Genomic DNA, 26746 nt, shown 5'->3' with positions numbered 1-26746 from the left:
CGAAGCAAGCCGGCAAGTCAGCTTCCGACTGCTTCAACGCCCGCCGAAGCCGATGTAATTGAAGAAACAATGTCCAATATGTCCTGCCGCGGCGATGCGGACAGGCCGGTCGAAGTCATCCAGTATCGCCACATCGCCATTTCGAAATCTGAGCGCGGCGAGCGTCGCCGTGTGGGCGCCATCGGTTGGCGAACTTCCGATGATGAGCCTGTCCGACAGATCGACAGAGATCTTTACCAGATCGTCTCGTCGGAGGAGCTGCTCGAGCGGGTAGACTGATCCACGTGACGCGCACGAAGTTCGTTCTCGCGGGTCGCGAGCCTTTCGTATCGGCATAATGGGATATGCTCGTTCGGCTCCTCACGGTATTCCGAGCTTGGATAGACGACTCCGGTTGATCCGCTGACAACGGCTCCATCCGTCAACTTTGCCCGTTCCTGACGATCGGGAGCCATCAAATGGATAACTTCATGACCGCGAACCATGAGATGATCGGCGATGATACGCCTATGGCATCGCCACCAGACCGCCTCGGAACACATCAACGCCACGCGACAATTATCCGCTAGGTTAACGAGGTCCTTGATCGCCGACTGGAAGTCGCCGCTCAACGCATAGTCGGCGTAGTTATGGAAGCTCTGGACGCACCAGTATCCGTTCAGCGCCGGATCCACATCATCTTGTCGTTTCCTTCTGCCGCCGAGTTTATCGAAGTGTCCGTAGGCGATGTCGTGCTCATCGAGCAGATCGGGGAAGGAATCGATGTTGAATGCGGGACTGGCGCGGGAGCGGGGGAAAGCCCGAACATCGGCCAGCATGTCCACTCCTGCTGTTTTCAGCATGGCAATGACAATGTCCGCATCCCGATTGGAATGGCCGATCGTGAAAACGGTTGGCATCAGCTTTTCAGCTTTGTCAGCGCATCTTCCTTGTGGGCTGCCACATGATCGGTCTTGTCGCTTTCGATCTCGTATTGAGGCTCGTCCTTCGAGGCACGCCGCGTATGACCCTTGTAGTCGAAATCCGATTCGTGAACCTTGGAGATTGTTCCGCTGACTCTTCCTGCCTCGGAATTCCAGCTGACATGATCTCCGACTGCGTATTTCGCCATGATGCGCTCCTGCGTTGGGACGATGTCGTTCTTCCTATCAAACGGGGCATAGACAGGAACGTTTCGCAAGGGGCTGCAATGGCTTGTTAGCTGGCAGGATCTGGCGACGGGGTATGAGCCCGGAACGAAGGGATTCTCGCTTCGGGCCCTTCCACATATCAACTACCCAGATAACCGATACCGCCGATGATGGCGCACATCGCCGACCAGAACAGCAGCATGAAGACGATATCGGGCATCGCGAACCGATCGAGTTCGTCGCGCTTCAACAATGCATATTGCTGCGACACCTCGTCATCCATCGAAATCAATCCGGCATCGAGCGCGCTTGCCTCCTTGCGGGACCATCGCAGAAGATCGTCGAGCTGATCAATCGGCAGGTCGGGGTATCGGGCCGACAAGGCCTTGGCGTATGCACGCCGTTCGTCGCGGATCGCACCGCGTTGCATTTCGGTTTCCATTGAATGTCCTGACTGTTGGATGCGGACGAAAGTCCGCTAAAAAGGTCCAGAGTGTCAGGAAAATGGAGGGCCGGTCGGAGGGGGAAGCGACCATTGCGCAGGTGCGTCGGCCATCCGGTGGTAGGATTGCCGGACCTCCTCATTGCGTTCCCATGCGTGCGCCTGACGAACCAAGGCCAGCACTCCGCGCGGTCCGGCGGGTCCATCGGCCGAAGCGCCCAGTTCGGTATCTGCCGAGAGTTCGGCACCACGCCCAGGACCGGTATCGTAACAGGCGGTAGCTTGCGATATGGTCCATGCGGTCGAATCCCGCGCGGTGCCACCTTGATCCGCTGCGGCACCCTGTGAGTGAAGAAGGGCTGCAAGAACAGCCGTCAGGAAATGGAAAATCAGTTTCAGGCTACCAGCTCGAACCGGTCGGCGCGTGCGAGTTTCCAGGCGGCGCTGTAGAAATCCCGGTCATGCGTTCCTGAAAGCAGCTCGCCGTCCTCGAGGAAAATGTGAAGCTGGGAGAAGAGCCGGATTTCGGTCAGAGAGACACGTCTTACTAGATGGTGCGGTCCAAGCTCGGATGGGTGCGAGAGACCGGCAGCAGCAGTCATTTCCGCGAGCGCTCGCAACGTATTGCGATGAAAGCGCCGGACCCGCTCTGCCTTGTCAGGCACGACCAGGGCCCGCTGGCGCAAGGGGTCCTGCGTGGCAACGCCGACCGGACAGCGGTTCGTATGGCAGGAAAGCGATTGGATGCATCCGAGCGCGAACATGAAGCCGCGCCCCGCATTGGTCCAGTCGGCACCCAGCCCTAGGACCGCAGCGATGTCGAACGCACTGACGATTTTGCCGGCCGCGCCGATTTTTATCCGGTCACGAACCCCGGCACCTACGAGTGTATTGTGGACGAACAGGAGGCTCTCGCGCATCGGCATGCCGAGGTTGTCGGCGAACTCGACCGGGGCCGCCCCGGTTCCGCCTTCTGCGCCATCGACGACGATGAAGTCGGGAAAGATCCCCGTTTCGCGCATCGCCTTGACCATTCCCATGAACTCCCATGGGTGTCCGACGCACAGCTTGAAACCGACTGGCTTGCCTTTCGATAAGGTTCGGAGCTGAGCGAGAAAGTGCATCATCTCAAGCGGTGTGGAAAATGCCGAGTGCTCGGCAGGGGAAATGCAATCGACGCCTACCGGAATACCGCGTGTAGCAGCGATCTCGGGGCTGACTTTCTCGCCGGGAAGGATGCCGCCGTGACCGGGCTTGGCACCCTGGCTCAGCTTCAGTTCGATCATCTTGACCTGCGGGTCGGCAGCATTGTCAGCGAAGCGCACCGGGTCAAAGCGTCCCTTTTCGGTTCGACAACCGAAATAGCCGCTGCCAATTTCCCAGATAAGGTCGCCGCCATTCTCACGGTGGTAGGGGCTGATCCCTCCCTCGCCAGTGTCATGCGCAAAATCGCCGAGTTTGGCTCCCTCGTTTAACGCCCGGATAGCGTTGGCGCTCAGGGAGCCGAAGCTCATCGCGGAGATGTTGAAGATCGAGGCCATGTAGGGATCGCGCGCGTCGCTTCCCCCGATCGGCACTCTGAAGCTGTCGGGATCTGCCAACGGCTTGGGCTTTGTGGAATGCGAAATGAATTCGTAGCCGTTCTTGTAGACGTCAGAGAGCGTTCCGAACGGACGGTCGCTAACCTCGTCCTTTGCGCGAGCATAGACCAAGGAGCGCTGCGCCCTCGAGAAGGGCGTCTGATCGTCATCGCCTTCGATCAGGTATTGACGAATTTCTGGTCTTATCTTCTCGAAAGCCCATCGCAGGCGTCCGATGATCGGATAGTTCCGGCGCACCGCATGCCGCGTTTGGATAAGGTCGATGACGCCCAAGAGACATAGACACGAGAAAATTGCGAGAACTGGCAATGCCCATGCGTCGCTAAGCCTCGTGAGAGCAAACAGGAGGCCAGCCAGACAGAGGCCGAGCACGGTAAAGCGGGAGAAGAACACTGTTGGCTCCGGTCTCGCAAATGAAGCGAGCATGCCTCGGGCTCGTCATCGCCTTGGGCTTGGAAAACATCGATGCTGGAAGTTGCAGCGTGGCGCACATCCCTAGAACGCCCGAAGCGCTCTAGGGATACAGGCGCGCGGTGCTGCTGCCTGCTGGAACCATCACCCCGAGACCATGATCGACCAGTGTCATAAAAAGGTAGTGCGATTTCGACATGGTAATTTCAAGTGGCGCGACTTCGGAATTTCTTCAACATCGGATAATCCTTAGTTGAGGACTGCGACAAGGCGCTGGCCATTGCCGGAGAGGACGAGAAAACCCCCAGCTTCGAGCGATGCGTTCTCGATCAGAGAAAGGGCATCGAGGAAACGGCGCTCTTGCTGCATCAATCCGGCTTCACAGGCGCGCTTCGTCGCAGCGACATTGCCAACCTCGAGCGAGTTGCCATCGAGGCCATATGAACTGCTGCAGCGGTTGCAGCTGGTGGAACCATACAAGCGACCATCGGCCGTGAAGGTCATCGTAGGAGCGGAGATCTGCGCCACGACATCGCCGCCGATCTGGGTTACACGCCATTCGCCGTCCTGCAGGTCAGGAATACCGGCAAGGCCGGGATCGTCTGGCAATGTCATCGATACCCTTATGTCGCCGATATCGACGGTGTCGCTGCGAAGATCGAGCAGGAAAGGTTCACTGGTGCGGAACAGGATTGTGCCATCGGGCTCGCGGATGAAGGCTCGCAGGCCGTAGAGCGGGCCGTCGCTCAAATTCAGCTTCGACACGTCAATCGAGAACGGGATCGGCGGCGATGCCTGTCCGATCGTGTTCATCGTGCGCGAGAGGATGAGCTCCTGGTTGCGACCGAGGGTGATGTCGGAAACAACGATTTCCACCTGCGCTTCGGGGGGCGGCGCGATGCGCTCGCGATAGGACAGTGCGCCGGTAATTCTTTCTACCATGACGACCTCACTGCTTTCTGCAGCGGGCTGAATGGTGGCACAGGCACTCAGGCTCATGGCGAGGGCAGCCGATGCTAACAGCAAGTTACATTTCACCGCCATTCTCCCTGTTACCCTCCTGATTTGGGCGGGCGGTTGAGATCGGCGCCGAGCGGCCGTTGGCCGAGCCGTAAGCGTCGATGTGAAGCGTGCGAGTGGGGAAGGCGATTTCCACGTCGAGTTCTTTCAGTTTCCGCATCAGCGCGAGGAGCAGAACCTCCTGCATCTCGAGTGACTCCGCGAACGATGCAGTCCGAAAATATGCGAAGATCTCGATGTTGAGTGCGCTTTCGCCGAAACCTATGAAGCGTGCGCGAGCATCTTCTTCGAGGACATGATCGTTTTCCGCCAGGATTGTCCGGAACGCGGCCAGAACCTCGCTCATCTTCTCGGCATCCGTGTCGTAGCTGACCCCGATCACGTGCTTGAAGAGGAACTGGTCGCGAGCGGAAAAATTCTCGATCTTCTCGCCGGCAAGAAATCCGTTGGGGATCGTTACCAGCGTCCGGTTGATCGTGCGCACACGGGTCGAGCGCATGCCGACATCCTCGACCGTGCCGAACGTATCGCCGATCTGGGCAGCGTCGCCTACCTGCACCGGATGATCTCCGATGATCGTGACAGACCCGACCAGGTTCTCGATCGTTTTCTGCGCGCCGAGCGCCAAGGCGAGCCCGCCGATGCCGAGAGCAGCGATACCGGTGGTTACGTCGACACCGAACGTGTCGAGCACGCCAATGAAGATCATGACCAGCAATGTGAGCTTGGCGATCCGCCGCAACAGCGTGATGACCGATGCGGCCTGGCGCCGCTCCGCGCGGTTCATCCGTTCGCTCGCCATCCGCGCGACAGCATCGATCAGCCTGAACAAAAACCAGCCAAGGGAAAGCCAGGCCGCGATACCTGCGCCGCGCAGCAGCTGCTGGCGAGCGATGATCGAGGCCTCCATGGTGCCTGCAACATAGAAGAAGGCGATTGTCGCCACGTAGAGCGCGAGCGGTGGGAGAGCGGCGTGGATCAAACGAAAGACGGTGCTGCTGCTGTGTTCGGGAATGAGTCGCCGCAGGACCGAGATAATTGCAGCAGCGAGCAGGCGTAGCGCTGCGAAAAGCGCGACCGCTACGCCGATCAACAAAAGCCAGTCGAGGACTGGCGCGCCGGCGACTTCGATCGCCTTTTCCTCGTTTTGTTCCGCGACCTCAGGCGAAGGTGTCCAATCTTCGAGAGCCGACACTGTTTCCGGCGAAATTCGCCATTGCAGTAAGTCCCGTTCCCCTACGGCGACGCGCTGGAGGATAATGGGCTGGTCGGAATCTTCGAGCTGGAACGTGCCGACTTGCTCCAGGAGAGGATCGAGTCCGTCTTCCAAGTCGCCATCGGGAGCGTTGGAAAGCACGGCAAAGGGTCGAAGCATCCCCCCGCTGTCGAGCGCGAGTTTCAATTTTCGAGCGAGATCTGCACCTTGAGCCAGTCCTTCCGACGCGTCGGTCGCTTGCGAGCCTTCATTGTCTAGGGGCAGCGTGGCCGGATCGGGAGTGCCGGCGAAGTAGCGCGCGGCCCGTTCGTAGTCCTCGGCGGCAAGCGCATTCAGCAGCGCTGTTACGCTGGAGCGCGGAGTTTGCCTTTCGAATGTGTCTACGGGAGCTTCGGTTTGCGCTGTTTCGGAAGGCTCAGGCGTCGGAAGCTGGGCTTGCGCAACTGTCGCCCCGACAAGAAGAGCCATGACCGCGACTGCGTGACTAAGGAAACGCCGCAAGATCGAACAAATTGGGGTGGATTTCATGGTCGTCTCTTGTGGGATTGCGCCAAAACCCATGGCTGGTTGCCGTCCTGCAACACGAAGGCACCGGTCGGGTCGAAGCGGTAGCTATCGATCGACTCAATGGTTCCTAGGAAGACCCGTTCCTGATACATCAGCGCTTCAGGACAGACTTTACGCGTCGTCATTGCGATGTCGATCGTCATGGCCGAGCCATCGACGCGGTATCGGCCGAGAAGGAGATTGCATCCTGTCGAGCCAGAAAGCTGCTCGTCATATTCCAGGACCAGTTCGATACGCGAATAATCGATGATCCCGCGCCCGGCGATGTCTTCGACGATCAAGGCTCCGACGAGCGGTTCCGTTGACCTCGGGAGGCCCGCGCACCCGGAGATATAAAACATCGCTGTGATGCCGACCATTCTCACAGACGAGATCATGGCGAGGTTTCCGTCATGGGCCGATCGGCCAATCGAACAGACGTCCTGACCGGTCTGCGCATAAGAAGCCTGTCCACCAGCCGTGGCAATGAAGCGATGATCACGCCGGCCAAGATAACGAGCGCACCGACCACGTCGGACAGGCCGAAGATTTCGCCCGCCGCATAGCCAAACAACCCACCGAAGACTGGTTCGAGCGCGTAGATAATTGCGGCACGCGAGGAATCGACCCGGGCCTGGGCCCAGCTCATCGCGAACTGGATGTAGGCGGTAGCGATACCATAGCCCACGACCACCCAGAACAGTGTCGGCGAAGCAACCGGCATTGGCTCCCCTGTGGCGAGCGCGAAGGCAGCACACAGCAGCGTGGTGGTGACCATCATCACGAACGCGATCCGCACAGGATCGGCCCGGCGCACGTAATATCCAAGGATGACAACCTCTACCGCGATTGCAACGGCGCCAACGATCGAAAGTGTATCGCCGTAGCTAAGGGTGATGTCGGCTGGCGACAGGCCCGACATGATGGCTACACCGAGACAGGCAAGGACAACTCCGATCCAGATCCCGGCAGCTGCGCGTTGGCGAAAAAACAGCAGCTGAAGCACAGGAACAAGTGGCACGTAGAGTGCGGAAAGAAATGCTACGCGCCCAGTGTCCGTGGTTTGCAGCGCATAGGCCTGTGCGCCATATGCGATGCACGCAGTGGCAGCGACGACGATACCGGCAACCATTTCGGTGGCACCAATTTCGCGGGTCGCACGCGGCAGGACCAGCGCAAAGGCAACGGTTGCCATCAGATAGCGTAGGGCGACAAAGCCGAGCGGCCCTGTAAATTCCATGCCGATCTTGGTCGCGAGAAAGCTCGCGCCCCAAAGCACCGATGCAGCAAGCAGAGCGAGCTCGGGAACGATACGACGGGGGATGTGCAGTCGCTGCATGCCGACTTCCTGTCTCGCTAGCCAAAAAAAACGAGCGCCGCAGATCTTGCGGCGCTTCGACTGCAAATATAGAGGCTGGAAAACCGTATTTCCCTTCAAAGTTTTTCCCCTGCACAATAGAATCTGCGGAAAGGAGACGAGCGTGCCGCAGAAACCCTCGCTTGACCGAATCGACCGCAAAATCCTCGATATCCTTCAGCGCGATGGCCGGATTTCCAATCAGCGTCTTTCCGAGGCGGTGGCTCTTTCACCGAGTGCTTGTCTCGCGCGCCTGCGCAGGCTGGAGAAAGAAGAGGTCATCACGGGCTACAAGGCCCAGGTCGATGCAGCCAAGCTGGGTCCTAATCTTACCGTGTTCGCAGAGATTGTTGCTTCGGCACACGATCCTGCAAGCACGCGAAGGATCGAACAGGCGCTTGCCGACATCCCCGAAGCAATCGAGGCTTATCAGGTGAGCGGGAGCTACGATTTTCTGGTTCGTTTCCTGGTTCCGGACATGGAGTTCTGGACCAATCTAGCAGACGAGTTGGCCGATGGAGAACTCAAGATCGAGACCGTAAGAACCGTGGCCGTAATGCGCCGGATAAAAGGATGGGTGGGCGTTCCTCTAGGAGCGACCTGACCCTCGCGTCTAAGACAAGTGCAGGCTCCGAGATGAATGGCACCGCCGGTTCAACCATGTTCCGTTGGCCCCGGAGCCCGAGAGGCACGCCCTGGGGCTTAGAACATAATTCCTTGCGTATGATCGTGGCGCGGAACCTCCTCGCTGATTTTAATTAAGTTCCTAAAATGCTGCGGAGTTTGGGATGTTTGAACAGTTTCTGGGGCCTGACCATTTCGACATCATGCCTCACCTGGTCGCGATTGGCCTGGCCTATCTTCTGGCGTTCCCGATCGGCTGGAACAGGGAAAAATCGGAAAGGAGTGCGGGGCTTCGGACCTTCCCGCTCGTCGCTGTTGCCAGTTGCGGGTTTATCCAGGCAGCGGAATCGATGACTGCAGATACTCCGGAGGCGATGGCCCGCATTGTCGAAGGTCTGATAACCGGCATGGGGTTTATCGGTGGCGGGGCCATTCTGCGCCTCAAGGATTCGGTCAAGGGCACCGCCACGGCCGCCAGCCTCTGGATTACCGGTGCTATCGGCGCGGCAGTTGGTCTTGGCAGCCTTGATGTTGCGATCATGCTTTCTGTCATAACCGTCGCGACGCTGTGGATCATGGCGCCGCTGAAGCATTTCGGTCATCTTGAACAGGAGGATGGCAGCGACGAAGTTCGCAAGGAGAAGTAACAGCAGGCAGTGGTTTTTTGCGATACGTCGGCTGATATTCCTACATTACGACCGCACTAATGACGCTGATACCTATCCCGAAAAAGGCGACGGCTGCCGGAACTATGAGCACCTGGCCATAAACTTCCTTGCGCGCCAGCGGTCCGTAGGCAGTTTGCAGGACAGTGCCCGGACGATCGAGAACGCTGCGCGGTTGCGACGATGCTTGCCGTAGCATCACACGGGCGGTTCCGAAGAACATGGTGACGTAGATCGCCGAGATTGCGATCGCGAACGCGGCGTGAGCGCCGCCGGTCGCACCAAGCTGGGCAATCAGGAAGATCGCGTAGCAGGCAATCATCGCCCGCCATACCGATGCGGGCAGTTCGAACATTCGGGATTCGGGCTGCTGTGCTTGCCTCGGCGCTTCGTTGTCGTTGGCCTCGAGCGCGGGAATCGGAACCAGCACATCGGGCAGTGCATCGAGAGACTCCGGCAGTGGCGCCGCGGATTGCGTGCGAAGAACGGTATCAGGCATGGGGTAGGTCCTTTCCTGCGCGCCCTCCGGCAAGTCCGTTTCGGCGCATTTCTATGGCAGTCAGCAAGCTGTCGGCGATCATCCTCGCCCGTGCGCCGACGAGATCGGTCGCGGCAGGATTCCCTTCTGCTTCCCGAAGCGTTTCGTAGAAGAGCTCGAGCCAGCGCGAGAAATGCCGGAGTTCGAGGCCCGGAATAGCAAGGTGCTTGAGCATGGGATTGCCCGAGAACTCGCCGCTATTGTGGAGAACCGAGCGCCAGAAACCCTTCATTCTGGCTAGGTGCGGCGACCAATCCGCAATGCGTTCGGCGAAGATCGGGCCGAGAAGGTCATCCTCACGGATTTTAGCGTAGAATGCTTCGACCAGGCGATCGATAAACGCCGCGTCAATCCCGATTTCCTCGGCCGCTGCGCGCTTTTCAGCGCGTTTTTGCTGCGCGAAGGAACGGGTGTCGGGATCGGCCGGATGCGAAGGGATGTTAGCGCTGGTCATGAGCGCCTCCCTCGTCTTTGTCGGCGAAAGGTGTTGCGTCTGCAACGCGCAGGAACTGCACATGAAACCGCACCGCTCCGACCGGCTCGACACGGTGAAGGATTGTCGGTTCGACTACGCCGGGTTCGCATTCGGGCGTGAGCAGTAATTCGGTCGAGGCGCGGCGCGGATCGGTGACGACGTATCTCAACTTGCCTTCCTCGATTTGGATGAGACCCCAGACGCCGTCCTTGGTGGAATGCTCAGCCAGCAGACCTGCCGGCACAGTGTCTTCGCTGAAAGTTGCCGTGCGCTTGTATGGCTTGATGCCGTCGGGAAGATGGGTGGTCACGTCAGGCCGCCTTTCGTGTTTCGAAGATGGCGTGGATCGCACTGCTCAACTCGTCGCCCAGAAGCGGCTTTTCGATCAGCTCTGCGTTTGCGGCGGCGACACGGGCTCGCAGCTTAACAGTAGGATTGGTCGCAAGGATTATCGCTGGCGCGCAGCAGCCCTGTCTCTTCAACCCATCGAGAGCATTAAGACCGTCGCCAGCGTAGCGTTCGTCGATGACCAGCGCGGCCGCCGTGGAAAGGTCGCCCTCCTTCGCAATCCCCTTGGCGATTTCGAACCCTTCGACCGAGAGCGAGAAACGCAGCGCGGAAAAGACGGAGATATCTTCGACCAGCAACAGGATCTTGGCTTGATCGACCATCTTCCGTCCTCCTCGCCAGCAGCCTGGATCAGGCGGCCTTCTTCCAGTTGGGTTCAAGCGTCACGTGCGGCGGGCATTCGGCGACTTGGCCGACCGGTAGACCCGCAAGCTCGTTGGCGAAACCGTGGTTGACGTCGCGATGGTGGGCCTCGTCGGCGCGTACCACCAGCACGACGTCGCGCAGCGTGGCATCCTCAGGGAGACCCCAGTAGCGCTTGGCGATCTCCGGCGCGGGCACGTTCGGGCTGCGACCCTCATCGATCTCGGCGAGATAGTGCGTGTAGCTGATCACCGCCTCTTCCTCGAAGTAGCCCACGACACGGTGCGCGGTCTTCGAGCTGATCAGATAGAGCGCGAAGAAGAACAGGTAGAACACCCATTGCACGCCAATGATCACCGCTCGCTCGAACCGTGTGGGCTGCGAGACCTCGATGAAGGTCATGAGGTGCATGCGCTCGTTTTCGGCTTCGTCCATGAGCGTCTTGATCCAGCCCTTGTCGTCGCACATGCGGCGCAGGCAGGCGAGATGGTTGATCGTCGCCCCGACCATGCCCGGCACGGCCGCAACCGTTTCGAGCACAACGGCACGGTGGCCGTAACGCTCGGCAAAGAAAGTATCGGCGCACCAGCGCAGCGCCTTGGTGAAGCCGAAGGCAATCCGATCCGACATGCCGCGGGGGTTGTGGTGGACACCGAGATCGATGAAGGGTGCAGTCATTGAAACTTCTCCGCTTGCGGCAAATGTTGTTGGAGCGCCGCTGATGCCCTCCTTCTATGCCGATGCACGGGACCACGAAATTTGGATGATCACCCTACGCCAAGCACCCTAAGGGCCTTACCGGAGGTAGGGCGCACCAGCTTTGTCAGCCGCTTCCTGCCGCGCCTGTCGTTTTCGACCGCGCTGTTACTGGCACTGCTCGCTATAGCGGCGGGCGTGGCGGTCCGCCTGCTGGCGGCCGACGAACTCGGTCAGCGCGCGACGTTCATTTTCTTCGTTCCCGGCGTGGTTGTCGCGAGCGCACTTTCCGGGATTCGAGCCGGAAGTCTTGCGGCTGTGGTCGGCGCTGCCGCGGGTCTATGGTGCGACGCGCTGAGCGGACCGATCGAGGGCGGAAGCCTGATTGCCGCCGCAGCCTTCGTGCTTATCGGCTTGGCCGTGGCCATCGGCGGCGAATGGTTTCAACGCGCGCGGATCGAAACTGAAACCGCCGCCGTCGCTCTCGCGCGGCGTGAAGCCCATCTGCAATCGATCCTCGACACCGTGCCAGATGCGATGATCGTCATCGACGAATCCGGATTGATCCGCGATTTCAGTCCTGCGGCCGAACGGATGTTCGGATGGCATGCGGCAGAGGTGGCCGGAGAGAACGTCAAGGTGTTGATGCCCGATCCCTACCGCAGCGCGCATGACGGCTATCTGGAGCGCTACTATCGCACCGGCGAGAGGAGGATCATTGGCAAGGGTCGCGTGGTCGTCGGCGAGCGCAAGGACGGTTCGACCTTCCCGCTCGAACTCGCGGTGGGCGAGATGCAGGCGGAAGGGCAGCGCTTCTTCACCGGGTTCATCCGGGACCTGACCGAGCGCCAGCAGGCCGAGGCAAGATTGCAGGAATTACAAAGCGAGCTGGTGCACGTCTCGCGGCTTACCGCTTTGGGTGAAATGGCGTCTGCGCTCGCGCACGAGATCAACCAGCCGCTCTCGGCGATCGCCAATTACCTCAAGGGTAGCCGGTTGCTGCTCATGCGAGAGGAGGTCCAGCACGAGCGCGTAGCGGAAGCCGTTGAGCGGGCCGCCGCGGAAGCGCTCAGGGCGGGCGACATCATCCGCCGGCTGCGGGATTTCGTAGCCCGCGGCGAAACCGAACGCACGATCGAGAGCCTGCCGAAGCTCGTCGAGGAGGCCAGCGCTCTCGCGCTCGTGGGTGCCAAGGAGCATGGCATCCGGGTGCAGTATGAGTTCAGCCCTGCAATCGATCTGGTGCTGGTCGACAAGGTGCAGATTCAGCAAGTCGTGCTCAACCTTGTGCGAAATGCCGTCGACGCGCTGGCAGACTCAGGCTCTTCGCCGCGTAGGCTGACGATCATGGTCGAACCGGCGGACGACGATATGGCGCAGGTATCGGTGACCGACTCCGGTCCCGGCATCGATCCCGAAGTCGCCGACCGACTTTTTCAGCCCTTCATCTCTACCAAGCGCACCGGTATGGGCGTGGGGCTGTCGATTTCGCGCACGATCGTCGAGGCGCATGGCGGGCGTATCTGGGGCCGGCCAGCTCCCGATGGCGGGGCGGAGTTCGGCTTTACGGTCCAGCGTGTTGCAAGCGAGGAACTATATGATGGCGAATAGTAGTGCCAGTGATCCGATCGTCTATGTCGTCGACGACGACGAGAGTGTGCGGCACTCGCTGGAGTTTCTTCTCGACGTCGCCGAAATCCGTGTTCGCTCGTTCGCCTCGGCTGATGCTTTCCTGAAATCCGCACCTCCGCTTTCCGGCGCCTGCGTGGTGACCGACGTGCGCATGCCCGGCACAAACGGTGTCGAACTGGCCAAGAAGCTGAAGGAGCGCGATGCGGCGGTGCCGGTGATTGTCATCACCGGTCACGCCGACGTGCCCCTGGCCATTCAAGCGATGAAGGCTGGCGCTGCGGACTTTATCGAGAAGCCGTTCGACGACGAGGCCATACTAGCGGCAATCCGCAAGGCGCTGAACGAGAGCACCGAAGATGAGCAGAAACAAAACGAACGCCGCGAAGTGCTCGACCGTCTCGCTCTGCTCTCTACGCGGGAGCGCGAGGTGGTCGATGGCCTTGTGGAAGGGAAGGCCAACAAGATGATCGCCTTCGATCACGACATCAGCCCACGAACTGTCGAAGTCTACCGCGCCAATGCGATGATGAAGATGCAAGCGAAGACCCTCTCCGATCTCGTGCGCATGGTTACGATTGCCCGGCTGGGCTAGCTGGTTCGTCTGCTTTCACCGGATTTCGGACGGAAGCGGACGGTCCGTAAACGGCCCAATTTCGGCGACCGATTAGGACCGATTAGGAAGCATGCATTTTAGGCTGACGCCTGCATGGCTTTCTGAAGGTTGGCTTGAATTTCAACTTGCAGGATCACATCTGTACGACCGGAATAGGCAACCTCAAGTCCGCGGAAAAATCTTACGCTACTGCAGCGAAAATCGGCGGAGCAGATAGGAATTCTCAGTGGTGATGGAGGCCGGCGGCGGCCTCGGCATCGCGTTTGCTCCGGACTCTAGCCGATTGAGAAGTAAGCGCATCGAGCACTGCCGGCCCCGTGTCGTCATGATAACGAAAGCGTAACGCGGAGAGCTGTCGTTTCATTTCGTCAATTTGATTCTGCATTGCCGGATCATCAATCCTGTTGCGCATCTCGTCTGGATCTCTCGAAAGATCGTAGAACTCCCACGCGTTCACGTGGCCGTAGAAGCGGATCAACTTGTAGCGTTCTGACTTGATCCCGTAGTGCGCGCTTACCGCGTGATTCCCAGGCCCTCGGACATATTCATAGTAATGATAATAGACCCCATCGCGCCAGTCGGCAGGGGGCGAACCTGCAGCCACTGCACGCAACGAGCGACCCTGGATTTCCGCGCGCGGCGGGAGTCCGGCATAGTCGAGGAACGTTGCGGCGTAGTCGATATTTTGTATCGGTGCCTCCACTCGGGTGCCGGCGGGAATATGACCGGGATATTGCATTAGGAACGGCGTGCGTAGTGACTGCTCGTACATGAAGCGCTTGTCGAACCAGCCGTGTTCGCCAAGGTAAAAGCCCTGGTCCGACGTGTAGACGACGATCGTGTTGTCCATCTCGCCTGATCTTTCCAGCCAGTCGAGCAGACGTCCAACACTCTCGTCAACCGCGGCCACGGTGCCGAGGTATTCATCCATGTAGCGCTGATATTTCCAGATCGCCATCTCACGCGCGCTCATGTCGGCGCTGTTCATCGCATCATTGCCGGGCTGGAGTGCGCCAAAATAAGCTTTCCGCTGCGCCGGGGTCATGCGGTCGAAGTCATTAGTCCAAGGATTGAACCGGAGTTCGCCCGAGCCCTCTTTCGTCGTCATCTTCAGGTCGTGGCCCTCATACATGTCCTGCGCGATGGTCATTTCCTGCGATGCTGCGGCGGGCCGACCATCGTAATGGTCGAAGTAATTCGTGGGAGTTGGAAACTCGGTGCCGATGTATTTCTGGATATGGCGGATCGCAGGCATGAAATTTCGGTGCGGCGCCTTGTGATGCATCATAAGCACGAAAGGCTGATCTGTCTTGCGTTGATGGGTAAGCCAGTCGATCGTCAGATCGGTGGTGATGTCGGTGGCGTAGCCCTCGATCACCTGCCTACCTTTCGGCGTTATAATGTCGGGATTGTAATATTTACCCTGATCGTCAAGCACGGCCCATGTCTGGATGCCTGAACCTTCGGGAGAGTAGTTGAGGTGCCATTTGCCAAACAGCGCTGTCTGATAGCCCGAGTTCCCGAGCTCGCGGACCCAATTCCACGAGGCGTTGTCGAGCGCCTGTCCGTTCTTTGTGAAGCCATGCATGTGGCTGAACATGCCGGTAAGCATCGTGGCGCGACTTGGCCCGCACAGCGAGTTAGTGACATAACTGTTCTCGAACAGGGCCCCATTTCGAGCGATACGGTCGATATTGGGGGTCGGCGCGATTCTGCCGATGTCGGTTCCATACGCCGAGATCGCGGTCTGCGCATGATCGTCGGACATGATGAAGATGATGTTTGGTCGTTTATCGTCGAGCGTCGCAGCAGGTAAGGCAAGCCGCTTCTGGTCGGACGGCAGGGATGCACATCCTGTGAGTGCTAGCGCGATAAAAAATGCGAGCCGTTTCATCTTCCAATCCCATTTGCGTGAACCCCTGAGTTTCACCAGTTAAGCATGAAACCGGTTACAGCGCCATAGGAGCATCGCGGTTCGCAGTGGGCTCAGCTCAGCCCTCTTTGGATGAGCTCGAACCTCTAAGTCTAACACAAGGGTTGCAAATGCGAATGACTCGCATTAGCCGCCGCTCTACAATTTCGGATCCGGGGGCTCCATTGAATTACCGTAACTCTTTCGCTGCCATCCTCCTCGCAGGCGTGGCTGCATTTCCATCGATGACTTGCGCACAGGCCGCTTCTTCACCAAGCGGCGCGGAAGAGCGATCTCGCCCCGCCGACAATACCATCGTCGTAACCGCGACGGGGCTTTCCACCGCACTTTCGACCACGAAAACTGATGCGCCCATCATCGAATCACCCCAGACGATCTCAATCGTCAATCGCGACGAGATCGAACTTCGGGCAGCAAGCACGATCGCCGATGCCTTGTCATATACGGCGGGTGTCCAAGCCGAACCCTTCGGCATTGATAGCCGAACCGACGAGGTGGCCGTGCGCGGCTTTTCGGCAGGCGGGTTCTCGGCGAACAACAATTTCGTCGATGGGCTGCGACTGCCGATAGGGGGTCAGTTCTCCCGCTTTGGCTTCGATACTTTCGGGATTGAACAGATCGAAGTGCTGAAGGGGCCATCGAGCGTTCTATATGGCCAGACCGCTCCAGGCGGTATCGTCAACCTCGTGACGAAGCGTCCGACTTCCTCGTTCCAGGCAAATGCCATTGCGCAGTTGCAAGGATACACGGACTTCAAGAATTTCTCGGGCCGAATAGGCGCGGATATTTCCGGGCCGCTTTCGTCCGAACTAAGCGGCCGGATCGTGGGTCTGGCACATTACGGCGGCACGCAGATCGATGATGTCGTGAATGAGCGTTATTACGTTTCACCGAGCGTGACGTGGGAACCCAGTTCCAATCTCAGCTGGACGTTGCTTGGGCAGTATCAGCATGATGGCGGCGATGCGACCTACCAGTTCCTGCCTGCAACCGGCACCTATTTCGAGACTAATGGCGGCTATATCGACGTCAGCGCCAATCTGGGCGAAAACGACTGGAACACGTTCGAACGCGATCAGCTGCTCGCGGCCTCCTTCCTCGAATGGGATATTTCGCCTTCGCTGACATTTCGTAACAATGCTCGTTATACGCACATCGAAACCTTCTACGAGGTCACGGTGCTTGCTGGCGATACGGTAACCGATTGTACCGATGCCACCAATCCGATTGCGGTCGCGGCGGGAGCCGGCTGCATCTCTGGTCAGACAATCGGGCGCCGGGCCATTCGCGCAGACGGCTTCAGCGATGGGTTTGCGGTCGATAACCAGTTGCAGCTGGATATTGCGACCGGACCGGTCGAGCACACCCTCCTCGGCGGCCTCGACTATTTCCATACGGATTACGAACACTATCGCGACGTGGTGATCCTGCCCCGGCTCGGTGATGCCTTGCGCGGACAGGTCGACCCGCTGCTCGACATCTTCAATCCGGTGCCGCGAGGAAGTGACGATTATGAAGCGAACCTCAGTCCGCAAATTTACACCGGTGCGATCAGTGAACAGACCGGCGCCTATCTGCAGGACCAGATGTCTATCGGCAAACTCAGGGTGTCGATCGGCGGTCGGTACGACTGGGCCAGTGATGACACGACAAATCTGATCACGAACACGCCGAACGCATATAGTGCAGATGCGTTCACTTGGCGCGCAGGCGGCGTTTATCTTTTCGACAATGGCCTCGCGCCCTATTTCAGTTATTCGGAAAGCTTCCTGCCACAGCTTGTCGATCCATCGGGAACTTTGGGCGGAGTGCTGTTCGAACCGACAACGGGTGAGCAATATGAGGCCGGTCTTCGGTACCAGGCTGGAAATGGCATCTATCTGACCGCTGGCGCTTTCGAGATTACTCAACAGAACGTGCCTGTCCGCGATCCGAATGGCACGTTGTGTGGGCGGCTTGTCTGCCAGATCCAAGCTGGCGAGGCTCGCGTGCGCGGGCTTGAGTTCGAAGGTCGAGCGTCTTTGACGCAGGGAACGACGCTGATTGCTTCGGCCTCGCACTTGGATGCCGAGATTACCGAGGACACTAATGGCTCGATTGTCGGCAACAATGTGCCACAGGTGCCCGAATATCTGGCGTCGATTTTCTTAAATCACCGTATCCAAACCGGAGGCCTCGAAGGTCTCGGTTTCGGTGGCGGCGCTCGCTATACCGGGGGCAGCTTCGGCGATACGAACAACACGTTCGACATCGATGACTACCTGCTGTTTGATCTGTTCCTGCGTTATGACGTCCCCCGCGGTCCGATGGAGGGTATTGCCTTCTCCCTCAACGCACGAAACCTCGCGAACGAACGTTACGTCGTAACCTGCACGTCTGCCGCATCATGCTACTATGGTCAGGGCCGGGTCGTTACGGCGCGGGTGTCCTTCGAGTGGTAAGATGGCTGGCTGCTATGGTGGCCTTGGCGGTCGCGGCCACACCTTTATCGGCGCTCGCCGAGCCTTACGTCATGGACAGGACCGATGTTCGCGACATGATATCGGAAGACCACGCGCATTATCGCATCTTCATTCATCGTCCAAAAGAACCCGCACCGGAAACCGGCTATCCCGTCCTCTATTTGCTTGATGGTGAGGACAGCTTTCCGGTCGCTGCCCAAACGTCCGAACGCATGGCGCGCTTCGGCGGCGATGAAGGATATCGGGGAGTTCTCGTGGTCGCCATCGGATATCCTCCGGGTGATTCCACTTTGCGCCGCGCCTTCGACTATACGCCTGTCGGCTCGGCTGAATTCGATCCGCGCGGGAGGCGGACCGGTGGTGCAGATGCATTTCGCAGTTTTCTGGCAAACACACTCAAGCCGGCGATCGGTTTGGAGTTCTGCGTTGATCAAGACCGTAAAACTATCTGGGGCCACAGCTATGGCGGCCTGTTCGTAATCGACACCCTGCTTCAGCATCCGGACCTGTTCGATAGTTACGCCGCCTCCAGTCCGGCCATTTGGCTGGCAGACGAGGCGATAGAAGCTGGCTTCGAAGGCCTCGCAGACCGGCTTGAAGTTTCAGGGCCGCGTGTAGTCGCTCTTTCAGTGGGGGCGCGTGAGCAGGAGGTACCTGAGGCCAATGACATGGGGCCTGCGGCTCTAGGGCAGAACGAACGCATTAAATCCAAACGGATGGTTGATCGAACCCGTGAGCTGGCTCAGCGGTTGGGCGCGTTTGGCGATTTGACCGTGCAGCAGCGTGTGTCGACCGGCGAAGATCATGCAGCGACTGCGCTTTCGGGCATCGGCATGGCCGTCCAGTTAGCCGCCGGGAAAACCGTGCCATGAACATGATGGGTATTTCAGGCATGGCGATCGCAATGCTCTCGGGCATCGTCCTTTACCTCGCATCTCCGAACCAGTTGCTATGGGACCGGCAATTGCCATCTCGACTTCTGGCATTGAGCGGAACGATATTCGCTTCTGCCAGCCTGGTCTTGCTCCTGCAGTGGGCAGGTGCAGCGACCGCCATCTTTATCCTCGTTACTCTCGTCATGCTCGTCTGGACCTTTGTGCCGCTGGCCGCAGCATGGAGGCAGGGCGATCGCAAGATAGCGAAGAAGGGACGGTCCAGATGAAAGCTCGACTGACGAGCAGGGACTGGTTCGGTAAGGCCAGCGCGGGGCTGGTCCTGGGCCTAGCCATTGCCCTTGGAATATCTGGCCTGCTTGCTGAAGCAATGGGACTCAAGGACACTTATTTCTCGCTTCAAGGTCAACTGACCATGTGGCTGATGGCGCCTGTATGGGCAATGATCCTGAGTTTCTGTTTCCTGTTCCGCTCGGGTCAGCGAGCCTGGGCAGTGCTTGGCGCTCTGACCGCGGTTTTCTGGATCGCCCTATACCTATTAGCAAGCCTGTGATGAAGGTCCGGACCGACATCGTGAGGATGTACAAGGAAATCCATGGCTGGGTTGGCATCGTTTCTGGCCTGGCCTTGTTCATTGCCTTTTACGCCGGTGCTATCACCATGTTCGAAGAGCCTCTACAGCGATGGGCATCACCGCAGAGCCAACTGTCCGAACCGGTCCCGCTCGAACGAACGCCTCAGCTTGTCAAAGCAGTCCTTGCCGAATATCCAGAAGCTGCACGATCATACGATATTCACCTCGCCACAGGTCCCGAAAACCCGGCGCGCATGAGTTGGACGGTGCGCGGTGGCGACCATGCCGAGCCTGAGATTTTCTATGCCGCTCTGGCACCTGACGGTTCGGTTGAGATCGAGCAGAAAGGCCCTTCGCCCGTCGCGCAATTTGTGGACGTTCTTCATCAACAGGTCGGCCTGCCGTTCGAGCATGAAATCGCGATGCCGATTATGGGAGCGATCTCGCTGCTGTATTTCATCGCCCTTGTCTCCGGCATTATCGTGTTGCTGCCCAGCCTTGTTTCCGATTTCTTCGCGCTGCGCATTGGCAAGAATGTGAAGCGAATGTGGCTCGACGTTCACAATGTGCTCGGTATTCTTAGTGTGCCGTTTCATATCGTTATGGCCCTCACTGCGGTCGTCTTCGCATTCCATGACCAGTTCTACGATCTGCAAGGCGCAACCTATATGGAGCGGAGCCCTCCGATCGAAGCAACTGCTCCGCCTCCAGAGGTCGGGGTTCAGCCACTCTCGCCTGCCGAACTGGCGCGCCGCGCTCAAATTCAAGCGCCGGGCTTCGCGGTGAGATCGATCAATTTTCATCGCGAGGAAGATGGAAGTACACATGCGCGCGTATCCGGCACCGATCCGCGCTACGGCCACCGCGCACCGACTTACGGGATGGTCGAACTCGACGCCTACACCGGTGAGTTCACCGAAGTGGATTACATGCCTGGAAAGCAAGATGCCTGGGGCGCAACGATAACCAGCTTCTTCGCGCTTCATTTCGGCAACTTCGGCGGAACTGGAGTTCGCTGGGCCTATTTCCTGCTCGGCCTGGCCGGTGCCTTTCTGTTTTATACCGGCAACCTCCTATGGATAGAATCCCGCCGCAAGCGCGAGCGTAAGAACGGTCAGGTAACGCAGACCCGTGCTACACGCGTTTTAGCCGCATTGACGGTGGGCGTCCCGTTGGGCTGCGTGGCTGGCATTTCGGCGACAATTGCTGCCGCTAAGCCGCTCGGTCTTGCCGCGGAACCGCACATCCACAGTATGATCTACTATGCCGTTTTCTTCACGTTCAGTGGTTGGGCACTGTTCCGCGGGGGAGCACGCGCTGCCATCGAACTCCTTCCTGTTACGGCCCTGTCTTTCCTCACGGTGCCTGCCGCCTCGATGCTGTTCGCTGCAGGCTTTTCCAACTCAGTCTGGCTCGTCGATATGCTTGCAGTGATTGGAGTTCTAGGCACTTGTGTAATGTGGGTGTCCGCACGCAAGCGCGCTGGCGCCCTGCCGAGAGACAGCGTTTGGTTCCTCAATGGTGCAGACGGTGGATCGCCACAATTAGCAAACAGCGAAGTCCGCTGACTGACTTTTGAGTTATGACGCTAACTCTCGCAGAATTTGGGCCGGAAGATTCAGTTCGTGGGCCGATGCGTCGCGAGAGGCAGTTCTTAGCGATTTGATCTGCAAAGCCGACAGTCCGCTCTCGGCCCCAAATCAGTCATTGAACCGACGACCTCAAAATTCTTGCGGGCTTGATTGCGGCCCCCGGCCTCCGACGGAGCCAGTTTTCTAATTGCGCTGAAAAAAGTTGCGCGGTGGCAATAATCTAACTTTGGCATCGTCGATGCACGTCCGCAAAAACGGTCAGCGAACCAACTCCACAAAGCCATCTGATCACGTTTTTATCCCGCAAATACACATTTCCGTGAATTGCGGGATAAGTCTTCACTGAAACCTCTACTGGGCCACCGTAACCTCGTCACGGACTTCCGGACTGATAGGACGCTCGACCGCCTGTTCGGCTTCCTGGAGCAGTTCCGCTGTCAGATCGGTTGTTCGCGCGGGGAGCGGCGTTCCGTCGCCCATCTCACCATTCCTCCCGATGTCTTCGATCAGCATCTTCATCTCGGCGATTTCCTTGACCTGAGCCTCAATGATCGAGTCAGCCAGCTTGCGAACGCGCGGATCGGTGATCTCGGCTCGCGAACTCGTCAGAACGGCGATCGAATGGTGAGGTATCATCGCTGACATGTACTCTTCGTCGTTGACAGTCAACTGGCTGCGGACCAGCCAGAGCGCCACCGCGAATACCAGCGCTCCGACGCCCAGGATGATGAAGTTCTTGGTCTTATCCTTGTACATGCCCCACATAAAGAGAAGCATGACGATCATCATCATGCCGCCCATGACGAAGGTCATCCAGAAACGCGTTTCGCTCCACATCGCGTGATTGAGTTCATAGGTGTTGAGGTACATCAGGCCGAACATGATCGCGGTCGATGTCGCTACCATCGCCATAAAGCGCCAGTAATTGCCCCCACCACCGTGGTGCTGCTGGTGATCCCCATTGTGGGTGTCGGCCATTCAATCCTCCTGTTGGCTCATCGTTTTGTAAACATACTGGGCGGTGCAACTGATCAGGATGAAACCTGTCAGCGACGCGATGCCCGCAATCACCCTCAGGTGGTCGGTCGGATAGATGTCGCCCAAGCCCACCGTCGTGACCGTGATCAAAGCGAAGTAGTAATAATCCATGGCCGACATGGCGGGTTCCTTGGCGAACCCGCCGAGACCCAGCGACGCGGCCCAGGCGAACCCGACCGCGAACACCACAGCTACCAGCATGTGGCTGACGAGAACGAGCAGCGATCCGCCTGTCAGCCGTAGAGCGGCCGGCGCGACACCGGGTGGCGACACCTTTTTTGCGAGCCGCAGCATAGCGAGATGCAGGGTCAATGACGCAAGGAAGAGGGAAATGCCGATTGCCGTTGCCGCTATCATGCTCAACCCATTTCCAATGTTGGAAGCTTTAGCCCGCGCAGCCGTAGGGCATTGGCAATGACCGATACCGATGAAAGGCTCATCGCCGCTGCCGCAACCATCGGATTGAGAAGGAGGCCAAAGGCGGGAAACAGCACGCCGGCTGCAACCGGGATGCCGAGCGCATTGTAACCGAACGCGAACACAAGGTTCTGGCGGATGTTGCGCATGGTGGCGCGCGACAGCACGATGGCCTGGAGCACACCCGTCAGGTCGCCGCGGACCAGAGTGACACCGGCACTTTCAATCGCGACATCGGTACCGGTCCCCATTGCAATTCCAACGTCCGCTGCCGCCAGCGCGGGCGCGTCGTTGATGCCATCCCCGGCCATCGCAACGCGCTTGCCAGAAGCCTTCAGAGCTTCGATTTTGCGATGCTTGTCTTCCGGCGAGACATTGGCTTCGACCTCGTCGATACCGATCTGGCGTGCGACAGCTTCGGCAGTCGCGCGGCTATCCCCTGTGAGCATCACCACTTCGATCCCGCGCTCGTGCAGCGCCCGGATGGCCGCCGTGCTGGTCGGCTTGATCGGGTCGGCGACCGCGATAAGTCCGGCCGGTGCGCCATCGATGGCGACGAACATCACAGTCTGGCCTTGGGAGCGTCCGGCTTCTGCGGAGGCGAGCCACTCCGCATCATCGATACCGAGCCGCCGCATTAGCTTCTCGTTGCCAATAGCGACCTTCTGCGGTCCCACGCGCGCCTCAACACCCTCGCCGGTAGTCGACGAGAGATCCAAAGCAACGTCAAATGCCACACCGCGCGCCTTGGCCCCTTCGACGATGGCATGTGCGAGCGGGTGCTCGCTTCCTGCTTCGACCGCGGCGACGGCAGAAAGGAAATCCGCTTCATCGAGGCCATCGCGAGGGGTCACGGCTACGATGTCAGGCTTGCCCATGGTGAGCGTGCCGGTCTTGTCGACCACCAACGTGTCGATCTTTTCGAGTGTCTCAAGAGCCTCGGCGTTACGGATGAGGATGCCGTGCTGCGCGCCCTTGCCGGTGCCGGTCATGATCGACATCGGCGTTGCGAGGCCGAGCGCACAGGGGCAGGCGATGATGAGAACCGCAATCGCGTTGACCAGAGCGTAGGCCAGCGCCGGGAAAGGCCCCCAGATGGCCCAGACGATAAACGTAGCGACCGCGATCACGACCACCGAAGGCACGAACCAGGCCGCGACCTGATCGGCCAGACGCTGGATCGGTGCCCGGCTGCGCTGAGCCTCGGCGACCATCTGCACAATCTTGGACAGCATCGTGTCCTTGCCGACCGCGCCCGCGCGCATAACGAAGCCGCCCGTCTGGTTGACCGTTCCGCCGATAACCTGGTCGCCGACTTTCTTCGAGACCGGCAACGGTTCACCGCTGATCATGGACTCGTCGATCGTGCTCGCCCCCTCGGTCACTTCGCCATCGACCGGCACCTTGTCACCCGGGCGGACGCGGAGCAGGTCACCGCTTGCCAATTGGTCGAGGGAGACTTCGCGCTCGTCGCCACTTCCGAAGATCTTGAGCGCGGTCGGCGGGGCGAGTTCGAGCAACGCGCGCAAGGCGCTCGAGGTTGAGCCCCGCGCCCTGAGTTCAAGCATCTGACCCAGCAGAACCAACGTCGTGATGACAGCCGCCGCCTCGTAATAGACGCCGACGTGCCCCGAGTGATCGCGGAAGGCTGGCGGGAATATGTCGGGCAGGAGCGTCGCGACGAGACTGAAAAGGAACGCGATCGCCACACCGAAACCGATCAGCGTAAACATGTTGAGGTTGCGGGTCTTCAGCGACTGCCACGCCCGCACGAAGAACGGCCATCCGCCCCACAGCACCACGGGCGTTGCGAGCAACAGCTGCGCCCATTGCGCGCGCGCTGGTTCGATCAGCCGATCGAAGCTGATCCCGGGCACCATGTCGCTCATCGCGTAGACGAACAACGGCAGGGTGAAGAGCGCGCTGACCCAGAACCGGCGGTTCATGTCGACGAGTTCGGGATCGGGTCCATCCTCTAGGCTTACCGTCTCGGGCTCCAGCGCCATTCCGCAGATGGGGCAGCTTCCCGGTCCTACCTGCCGGATTTCGGGATGCATGGGACAGGTGTAGATCGTCCCTTCGGGAACGTCATCGACCTGCTTGAGATGCGCGCCCGAAAGATAGTGCTCCGGGTCGGCAACGAACTTGTCCTGGCACCGCGCCGAACAAAAGTAATGGTTCGCGCCAACGTGCCCGGCGGTATACATAGCGCCTTCGATCGTCACGCTCACGCCGCAGACGGGGTCGATGGCAATAGCGTCACCTTTCGCGTGATTTGCGTGGTGCGTGTCGCAACAGCTCATGGAGTGCCTCCTCTGCTTCGCAGCTGCGTATGATTGAAATCAGGGATAGGACGCGAAAACCTCGCGGCGGCCGTTGCCGAACGCGATGACCTGATAGGGTTGGACTTTGCCCCCCGCTTCCATGCCGGGCGATCCGAGCGGCATACCAGCGACCGCGAGCCCTCCGACCCAGTCGGGCCTTTCCGCGAGCAGTCGTTCGACGTCGGCGGAAGGTACGTGGCCCTCGATGACGTACCCATCCGCGATCATGGTATGACACGAACGAAGGTCATCGGGGATGCCGTTCTGCGTCTTTACCGACGCCATGTCGGGGTGATCGACCGTAATGATGTCATGTCGGTCGCCCTGCCGCATGTGCGCAGCCCAAGCTTCGCAGCATCCGCAGCTGGGATCGCGATACATCGTGAAACTGGCCGCCTGCGCCGCGCCAGTACAGGCCGCGAGCAATATCGTGCCAAGTATGGGGAGAAGCGGGCGACGGGTCGGATTTCTGTCGAAGCTCATCAGTTGTGTCCCATTGCTTTCATGTCTTCGTCGGACATGGTCGACATGTCGTAGCCGGCATGCGGATCAGGGGCGGGCGTTTCGGCGCCCGTCGGCGTCGGGGTTGCGACAGGTGCCGGCGCACCCTTGCGAGCGGAAGGCGCGGGCGCGCTGGTGGTTGCAGGCTGCGGACTCGACGCGGCGACTGACGCATCAGATGTCCGCTCGGAGACTGGTTCGGTGACCGCCTCGGAAGCATCCGGAGCCGGGGTGGCGATAGCCGCCTCGGTTGCCTGAGTTTCCTCATCCTCTGGAGCGGCGGCATCGCCGCAAGCTGCCAGCGGAAGCAAGAGCGCTGACGCAAGCAACGACTTTCCGGCGAATGCGAAAGAATTGAAACGCATGGCAAGCTCCTTCAGAGTTTGAGGTGATTGAGGCCGTGAGCGAGTTCGCCGCCCATGTAACCCTGAGCGATCAGCAGTGCTGCAATCGGGAAAAGCGTGAGGCGAAGAGCACCGCGCGATTGAGGATTTCGAAACGCGATCCATGCTGCCACCATGCCAAGGGCTGCGATCAACATCCCGTTCCATCGGTGAAGCTGCATGACGGTATCGCCGCCGAACCACGGTCCGGTATGTATCCACCCGAACAGCGCTGAGACTACGGCTCCCGCAGCCCCGCCATAAATCATGATTTTCACGGCCGCTTCGTGTTCGGGAGTGCGGCGCACCATCACGAACAGTTCGGTGAGCGCGGCCATCAGCAAGAGCGCTATCGGGAAGTGGACCGTTGCCGGATGCAGGCTCTTGAGGGCGCCAACGATACCATTACTGTCAACTTGCTCGTCATCATGGCTTTGCGTGGTTTCGTTGGAAACTGCGGCGCTGCCCATCGCTTCCATATCGGCACCGGGCTGAGCAGGGACCGCAGCGGTTACAGCAGGACGCGTCGCCTCATCCTCATGCTTCTCGTCACCGTGCGCGGAAGCAGCCGTTGCCGAGAGGAGGAGTGCCAGGCTGGCGAAAAGGCGGAGAACGGACTTCACCGCTTTGCCTTCTCGAACAGGTCGACCAGTTCGCCGAACTTCTGCTTCTGCTCGTCGGCGTCACCGCTGGCGATCGCCTCTGCCACGCAGCACGCGGCATGGCGCTTGAGTATTTCGCTCTCGGCGCGGCCAAGAGCAGCCTTGATCGCCTGGACCTGGTTCAGGACGTCGATGCAGTAACGATCGTCCTCGATCATCTGCGCCACGCCCCGCACCTGTCCTTCGATCCTGCGAAGGCGATTGACGATGCGGGAACCATCAGTTGCTGCCACGTTAAGCACTCCATCTGCAACGATACCCTCCGGGGTATCTTGCAATACTCCTGGGGG

At 59.3% G+C, this 26746-nt stretch carries 31 protein-coding genes; 10 read left to right on the top strand and 21 right to left on the bottom strand.

Annotated features, from left to right (window positions below; translation table 11 throughout):
• Window positions 1-69 precede the first annotated feature (69 nt).
• Window positions 70-279 carry a hypothetical protein gene (locus tag ACIGGE_RS08335; RefSeq protein WP_301642856.1) on the top strand — a complete coding sequence of 70 codons (210 nt, stop codon included), beginning with the start codon at window positions 70-72 and terminating at the stop codon, window positions 277-279.
• Here ACIGGE_RS08335 and ACIGGE_RS08330 read toward each other — a convergent pair.
• The 8 genes from ACIGGE_RS08330 to ACIGGE_RS08295 all read right to left on the bottom strand — a co-directional run bounded on the left by ACIGGE_RS08330 (window position 234) and on the right by ACIGGE_RS08295 (window position 7705).
• The gene (locus ACIGGE_RS08330) at window positions 234-899 is read right to left on the bottom strand and encodes a DUF488 family protein (RefSeq protein ID WP_301642857.1); all 666 of its coding nucleotides are present in this window, start codon (window positions 897-899) and stop codon (window positions 234-236) included. The genes ACIGGE_RS08335 and ACIGGE_RS08330 overlap by 46 nt on opposite strands.
• On the bottom strand, window positions 899-1111 hold the full coding sequence (locus ACIGGE_RS08325; protein WP_301642858.1) for a DUF2945 domain-containing protein: 213 nt from the start codon (window positions 1109-1111) through the stop codon (window positions 899-901). The genes ACIGGE_RS08330 and ACIGGE_RS08325 overlap by 1 nt, the downstream gene beginning before the upstream one ends.
• 158 nt (window positions 1112-1269) lie before the next feature.
• Window positions 1270-1572 (bottom strand): hypothetical protein, encoded by a 303-nt coding sequence (locus ACIGGE_RS08320; protein WP_301642859.1) that lies wholly within the window; start codon window positions 1570-1572, stop codon window positions 1270-1272.
• 395 nt (window positions 1573-1967) lie between these two features.
• A complete protein-coding gene (locus ACIGGE_RS08315; protein ID WP_397490016.1) occupies window positions 1968-3410 on the bottom strand; it encodes an FMN-binding glutamate synthase family protein in 1443 nt (480 codons plus the stop codon).
• Between the two features lie 423 nt (window positions 3411-3833).
• A complete protein-coding gene (locus ACIGGE_RS08310; RefSeq protein ID WP_397490015.1) occupies window positions 3834-4526 on the bottom strand; it encodes an META domain-containing protein in 693 nt (230 codons plus the stop codon).
• Window positions 4527-4611: 85 nt separating this feature from the next.
• Window positions 4612-6348 carry a mechanosensitive ion channel family protein gene (locus ACIGGE_RS08305; RefSeq protein ID WP_301642862.1) on the bottom strand — a complete coding sequence of 579 codons (1737 nt, stop codon included), beginning with the start codon at window positions 6346-6348 and terminating at the stop codon, window positions 4612-4614.
• Window positions 6345-6668 carry an META domain-containing protein gene (locus tag ACIGGE_RS08300; RefSeq protein ID WP_301642863.1) on the bottom strand — a complete coding sequence of 108 codons (324 nt, stop codon included), beginning with the start codon at window positions 6666-6668 and terminating at the stop codon, window positions 6345-6347. Before ACIGGE_RS08300 ends, ACIGGE_RS08305 begins: the two co-directional genes overlap by 4 nt.
• Window positions 6669-6760: 92 nt before the next feature.
• The gene (locus ACIGGE_RS08295) at window positions 6761-7705 is read right to left on the bottom strand and encodes a DMT family transporter (RefSeq protein WP_301642864.1); all 945 of its coding nucleotides are present in this window, start codon (window positions 7703-7705) and stop codon (window positions 6761-6763) included.
• Between the two features lie 142 nt (window positions 7706-7847).
• Between ACIGGE_RS08295 and ACIGGE_RS08290 the strand changes: the two genes are divergently transcribed.
• Together ACIGGE_RS08290 and ACIGGE_RS08285 are read left to right on the top strand one after the other, a co-directional pair.
• Window positions 7848-8327, top strand: coding sequence for an Lrp/AsnC family transcriptional regulator (locus tag ACIGGE_RS08290; protein ID WP_146029793.1), 480 nt, complete (start codon window positions 7848-7850; stop codon window positions 8325-8327).
• 184 nt (window positions 8328-8511) lie between these two features.
• Complete coding sequence (locus ACIGGE_RS08285) at window positions 8512-8994, top strand: MgtC/SapB family protein (protein WP_048884282.1); 483 nt, start codon at window positions 8512-8514, stop codon at window positions 8992-8994.
• 40 nt (window positions 8995-9034) lie between these two features.
• Here ACIGGE_RS08285 and ACIGGE_RS08280 read toward each other — a convergent pair whose 3' ends face one another.
• The 5 genes from ACIGGE_RS08280 to ACIGGE_RS08260 are packed head-to-tail and all read right to left on the bottom strand — an operon-like array spanning window position 9035 to window position 11414.
• Window positions 9035-9511, bottom strand: a complete 477-nt coding sequence (locus tag ACIGGE_RS08280; RefSeq protein ID WP_301642865.1) for a hypothetical protein — start codon at window positions 9509-9511, stop codon at window positions 9035-9037.
• Window positions 9504-10004: a group III truncated hemoglobin gene (locus ACIGGE_RS08275; RefSeq protein ID WP_301642866.1), complete on the bottom strand. Its 501-nt coding sequence runs from the start codon at window positions 10002-10004 to the stop codon at window positions 9504-9506. The genes ACIGGE_RS08280 and ACIGGE_RS08275 overlap by 8 nt, the downstream gene beginning before the upstream one ends.
• Entirely contained in the window at window positions 9991-10335 is a 345-nt protein-coding gene (locus ACIGGE_RS08270) for a DUF1971 domain-containing protein (protein ID WP_301642867.1), read from the bottom strand. Before ACIGGE_RS08270 ends, ACIGGE_RS08275 begins: the two co-directional genes overlap by 14 nt.
• A 1-nt stretch (window position 10336) precedes the next feature.
• Window positions 10337-10696 carry a histidine kinase gene (locus tag ACIGGE_RS08265; protein ID WP_301642868.1) on the bottom strand — a complete coding sequence of 120 codons (360 nt, stop codon included), beginning with the start codon at window positions 10694-10696 and terminating at the stop codon, window positions 10337-10339.
• Window positions 10697-10724: 28 nt separating this feature from the next.
• Complete coding sequence (locus ACIGGE_RS08260) at window positions 10725-11414, bottom strand: alternative oxidase (RefSeq protein ID WP_301642869.1); 690 nt, start codon at window positions 11412-11414, stop codon at window positions 10725-10727.
• A gap of 81 nt (window positions 11415-11495) precedes the next feature.
• Between ACIGGE_RS08260 and ACIGGE_RS08255 the strand changes: the two genes are divergently transcribed.
• Both ACIGGE_RS08255 and fixJ read left to right on the top strand, forming a co-directional pair.
• Window positions 11496-13043, top strand: a complete 1548-nt coding sequence (locus ACIGGE_RS08255; protein WP_397490014.1) for a nitrogen regulation protein NR(II) — start codon at window positions 11496-11498, stop codon at window positions 13041-13043.
• Window positions 13033-13656 (top strand): response regulator FixJ, encoded by a 624-nt coding sequence (gene fixJ / locus ACIGGE_RS08250; protein WP_301642871.1) that lies wholly within the window; start codon window positions 13033-13035, stop codon window positions 13654-13656. Before ACIGGE_RS08255 ends, fixJ begins: the two co-directional genes overlap by 11 nt.
• A gap of 244 nt (window positions 13657-13900) precedes the next feature.
• Here the strand turns inward: fixJ and ACIGGE_RS08245 are convergent, their stop codons facing one another.
• Window positions 13901-15571, bottom strand: coding sequence for a sulfatase (locus ACIGGE_RS08245; RefSeq protein ID WP_397490013.1), 1671 nt, complete (start codon window positions 15569-15571; stop codon window positions 13901-13903).
• A gap of 203 nt (window positions 15572-15774) precedes the next feature.
• On the opposite strand from ACIGGE_RS08245, the gene ACIGGE_RS08240 reads away from it, so the two are divergent.
• From ACIGGE_RS08240 to ACIGGE_RS08220, 5 genes are read left to right on the top strand one after another with little or no spacing between them, the layout of a single operon-like run.
• Window positions 15775-18051 (top strand): TonB-dependent siderophore receptor, encoded by a 2277-nt coding sequence (locus ACIGGE_RS08240; protein ID WP_397490012.1) that lies wholly within the window; start codon window positions 15775-15777, stop codon window positions 18049-18051.
• A gap of 14 nt (window positions 18052-18065) precedes the next feature.
• Window positions 18066-18944, top strand: coding sequence for an alpha/beta hydrolase (locus ACIGGE_RS08235; protein ID WP_397490011.1), 879 nt, complete (start codon window positions 18066-18068; stop codon window positions 18942-18944).
• On the top strand, window positions 18941-19234 hold the full coding sequence (locus tag ACIGGE_RS08230; RefSeq protein ID WP_397490010.1) for a hypothetical protein: 294 nt from the start codon (window positions 18941-18943) through the stop codon (window positions 19232-19234). Before ACIGGE_RS08235 ends, ACIGGE_RS08230 begins: the two co-directional genes overlap by 4 nt.
• Entirely contained in the window at window positions 19231-19518 is a 288-nt protein-coding gene (locus ACIGGE_RS08225) for a hypothetical protein (protein ID WP_397490009.1), read from the top strand. The genes ACIGGE_RS08230 and ACIGGE_RS08225 overlap by 4 nt, the downstream gene beginning before the upstream one ends.
• Window positions 19518-21107: a PepSY-associated TM helix domain-containing protein gene (locus ACIGGE_RS08220; protein WP_397490008.1), complete on the top strand. Its 1590-nt coding sequence runs from the start codon at window positions 19518-19520 to the stop codon at window positions 21105-21107. Before ACIGGE_RS08225 ends, ACIGGE_RS08220 begins: the two co-directional genes overlap by 1 nt.
• A 375-nt stretch (window positions 21108-21482) precedes the next feature.
• On the opposite strand, the gene ACIGGE_RS08215 is transcribed toward ACIGGE_RS08220, so the two are convergent.
• From ACIGGE_RS08215 to ACIGGE_RS08185, 7 genes are read right to left on the bottom strand one after another with little or no spacing between them, the layout of a single operon-like run.
• Window positions 21483-22109, bottom strand: a complete 627-nt coding sequence (locus tag ACIGGE_RS08215; RefSeq protein WP_397490007.1) for a DUF305 domain-containing protein — start codon at window positions 22107-22109, stop codon at window positions 21483-21485.
• On the bottom strand, window positions 22110-22526 hold the full coding sequence (locus ACIGGE_RS08210; protein ID WP_397490006.1) for an ion channel: 417 nt from the start codon (window positions 22524-22526) through the stop codon (window positions 22110-22112).
• 2 nt (window positions 22527-22528) lie between these two features.
• Window positions 22529-24889: a heavy metal translocating P-type ATPase gene (locus ACIGGE_RS08205; RefSeq protein WP_397490005.1), complete on the bottom strand. Its 2361-nt coding sequence runs from the start codon at window positions 24887-24889 to the stop codon at window positions 22529-22531.
• 39 nt (window positions 24890-24928) lie between these two features.
• The gene (locus ACIGGE_RS08200; protein ID WP_397490004.1) at window positions 24929-25393 is read right to left on the bottom strand and encodes a DUF411 domain-containing protein; all 465 of its coding nucleotides are present in this window, start codon (window positions 25391-25393) and stop codon (window positions 24929-24931) included.
• Complete coding sequence (locus ACIGGE_RS08195; protein ID WP_397490003.1) at window positions 25393-25776, bottom strand: hypothetical protein; 384 nt, start codon at window positions 25774-25776, stop codon at window positions 25393-25395. The genes ACIGGE_RS08200 and ACIGGE_RS08195 overlap by 1 nt, the downstream gene beginning before the upstream one ends.
• 11 nt (window positions 25777-25787) lie before the next feature.
• Window positions 25788-26417 carry a DUF2231 domain-containing protein gene (locus ACIGGE_RS08190; RefSeq protein WP_397490002.1) on the bottom strand — a complete coding sequence of 210 codons (630 nt, stop codon included), beginning with the start codon at window positions 26415-26417 and terminating at the stop codon, window positions 25788-25790.
• Complete coding sequence (locus ACIGGE_RS08185) at window positions 26414-26689, bottom strand: metal-sensitive transcriptional regulator (protein ID WP_109808972.1); 276 nt, start codon at window positions 26687-26689, stop codon at window positions 26414-26416. Before ACIGGE_RS08185 ends, ACIGGE_RS08190 begins: the two co-directional genes overlap by 4 nt.
• Window positions 26690-26746: the final 57 nt, after the last annotated feature.

The organism is Qipengyuania sp. NPDC077410, assembly GCF_044543405.1.
GTDB lineage: Bacteria > Pseudomonadota > Alphaproteobacteria > Sphingomonadales > Sphingomonadaceae > Qipengyuania > Qipengyuania pacifica.
The sequence above is the reverse complement of the archived record's forward strand: the minus strand, read 5'-3'. Positions and strand labels throughout refer to the sequence as shown.

Coding starts and splice junctions, on each gene's coding strand:
- ACIGGE_RS08335 (WP_301642856.1), top strand. CDS start 70: ATGTCCAATATGTCCTGCCGCGGCGATGCGGACAGGCCGGTCGAAGTC.
- ACIGGE_RS08330 (WP_301642857.1), bottom strand. CDS start 899: ATGCCAACCGTTTTCACGATCGGCCATTCCAATCGGGATGCGGACATT.
- ACIGGE_RS08325 (WP_301642858.1), bottom strand. CDS start 1,111: ATGGCGAAATACGCAGTCGGAGATCATGTCAGCTGGAATTCCGAGGCA.
- ACIGGE_RS08320 (WP_301642859.1), bottom strand. CDS start 1,572: ATGGAAACCGAAATGCAACGCGGTGCGATCCGCGACGAACGGCGTGCA.
- ACIGGE_RS08310 (WP_397490015.1), bottom strand. CDS start 4,526: ATGGTAGAAAGAATTACCGGCGCACTGTCCTATCGCGAGCGCATCGCG.
- ACIGGE_RS08305 (WP_301642862.1), bottom strand. CDS start 6,348: ATGAAATCCACCCCAATTTGTTCGATCTTGCGGCGTTTCCTTAGTCAC.
- ACIGGE_RS08295 (WP_301642864.1), bottom strand. CDS start 7,705: ATGCAGCGACTGCACATCCCCCGTCGTATCGTTCCCGAGCTCGCTCTG.
- ACIGGE_RS08285 (WP_048884282.1), top strand. CDS start 8,512: ATGTTTGAACAGTTTCTGGGGCCTGACCATTTCGACATCATGCCTCAC.
- ACIGGE_RS08280 (WP_301642865.1), bottom strand. CDS start 9,511: ATGCCTGATACCGTTCTTCGCACGCAATCCGCGGCGCCACTGCCGGAG.
- ACIGGE_RS08275 (WP_301642866.1), bottom strand. CDS start 10,004: ATGACCAGCGCTAACATCCCTTCGCATCCGGCCGATCCCGACACCCGT.
- ACIGGE_RS08265 (WP_301642868.1), bottom strand. CDS start 10,696: ATGGTCGATCAAGCCAAGATCCTGTTGCTGGTCGAAGATATCTCCGTC.
- ACIGGE_RS08260 (WP_301642869.1), bottom strand. CDS start 11,414: ATGACTGCACCCTTCATCGATCTCGGTGTCCACCACAACCCCCGCGGC.
- fixJ (WP_301642871.1), top strand. CDS start 13,033: ATGGCGAATAGTAGTGCCAGTGATCCGATCGTCTATGTCGTCGACGAC.
- ACIGGE_RS08245 (WP_397490013.1), bottom strand. CDS start 15,571: ATGAAACGGCTCGCATTTTTTATCGCGCTAGCACTCACAGGATGTGCA.
- ACIGGE_RS08235 (WP_397490011.1), top strand. CDS start 18,066: ATGGTGGCCTTGGCGGTCGCGGCCACACCTTTATCGGCGCTCGCCGAG.
- ACIGGE_RS08230 (WP_397490010.1), top strand. CDS start 18,941: ATGAACATGATGGGTATTTCAGGCATGGCGATCGCAATGCTCTCGGGC.
- ACIGGE_RS08225 (WP_397490009.1), top strand. CDS start 19,231: ATGAAAGCTCGACTGACGAGCAGGGACTGGTTCGGTAAGGCCAGCGCG.
- ACIGGE_RS08220 (WP_397490008.1), top strand. CDS start 19,518: ATGAAGGTCCGGACCGACATCGTGAGGATGTACAAGGAAATCCATGGC.
- ACIGGE_RS08215 (WP_397490007.1), bottom strand. CDS start 22,109: ATGGCCGACACCCACAATGGGGATCACCAGCAGCACCACGGTGGTGGG.
- ACIGGE_RS08210 (WP_397490006.1), bottom strand. CDS start 22,526: ATGATAGCGGCAACGGCAATCGGCATTTCCCTCTTCCTTGCGTCATTG.
- ACIGGE_RS08205 (WP_397490005.1), bottom strand. CDS start 24,889: ATGAGCTGTTGCGACACGCACCACGCAAATCACGCGAAAGGTGACGCT.
- ACIGGE_RS08200 (WP_397490004.1), bottom strand. CDS start 25,393: ATGAGCTTCGACAGAAATCCGACCCGTCGCCCGCTTCTCCCCATACTT.
- ACIGGE_RS08195 (WP_397490003.1), bottom strand. CDS start 25,776: ATGCGTTTCAATTCTTTCGCATTCGCCGGAAAGTCGTTGCTTGCGTCA.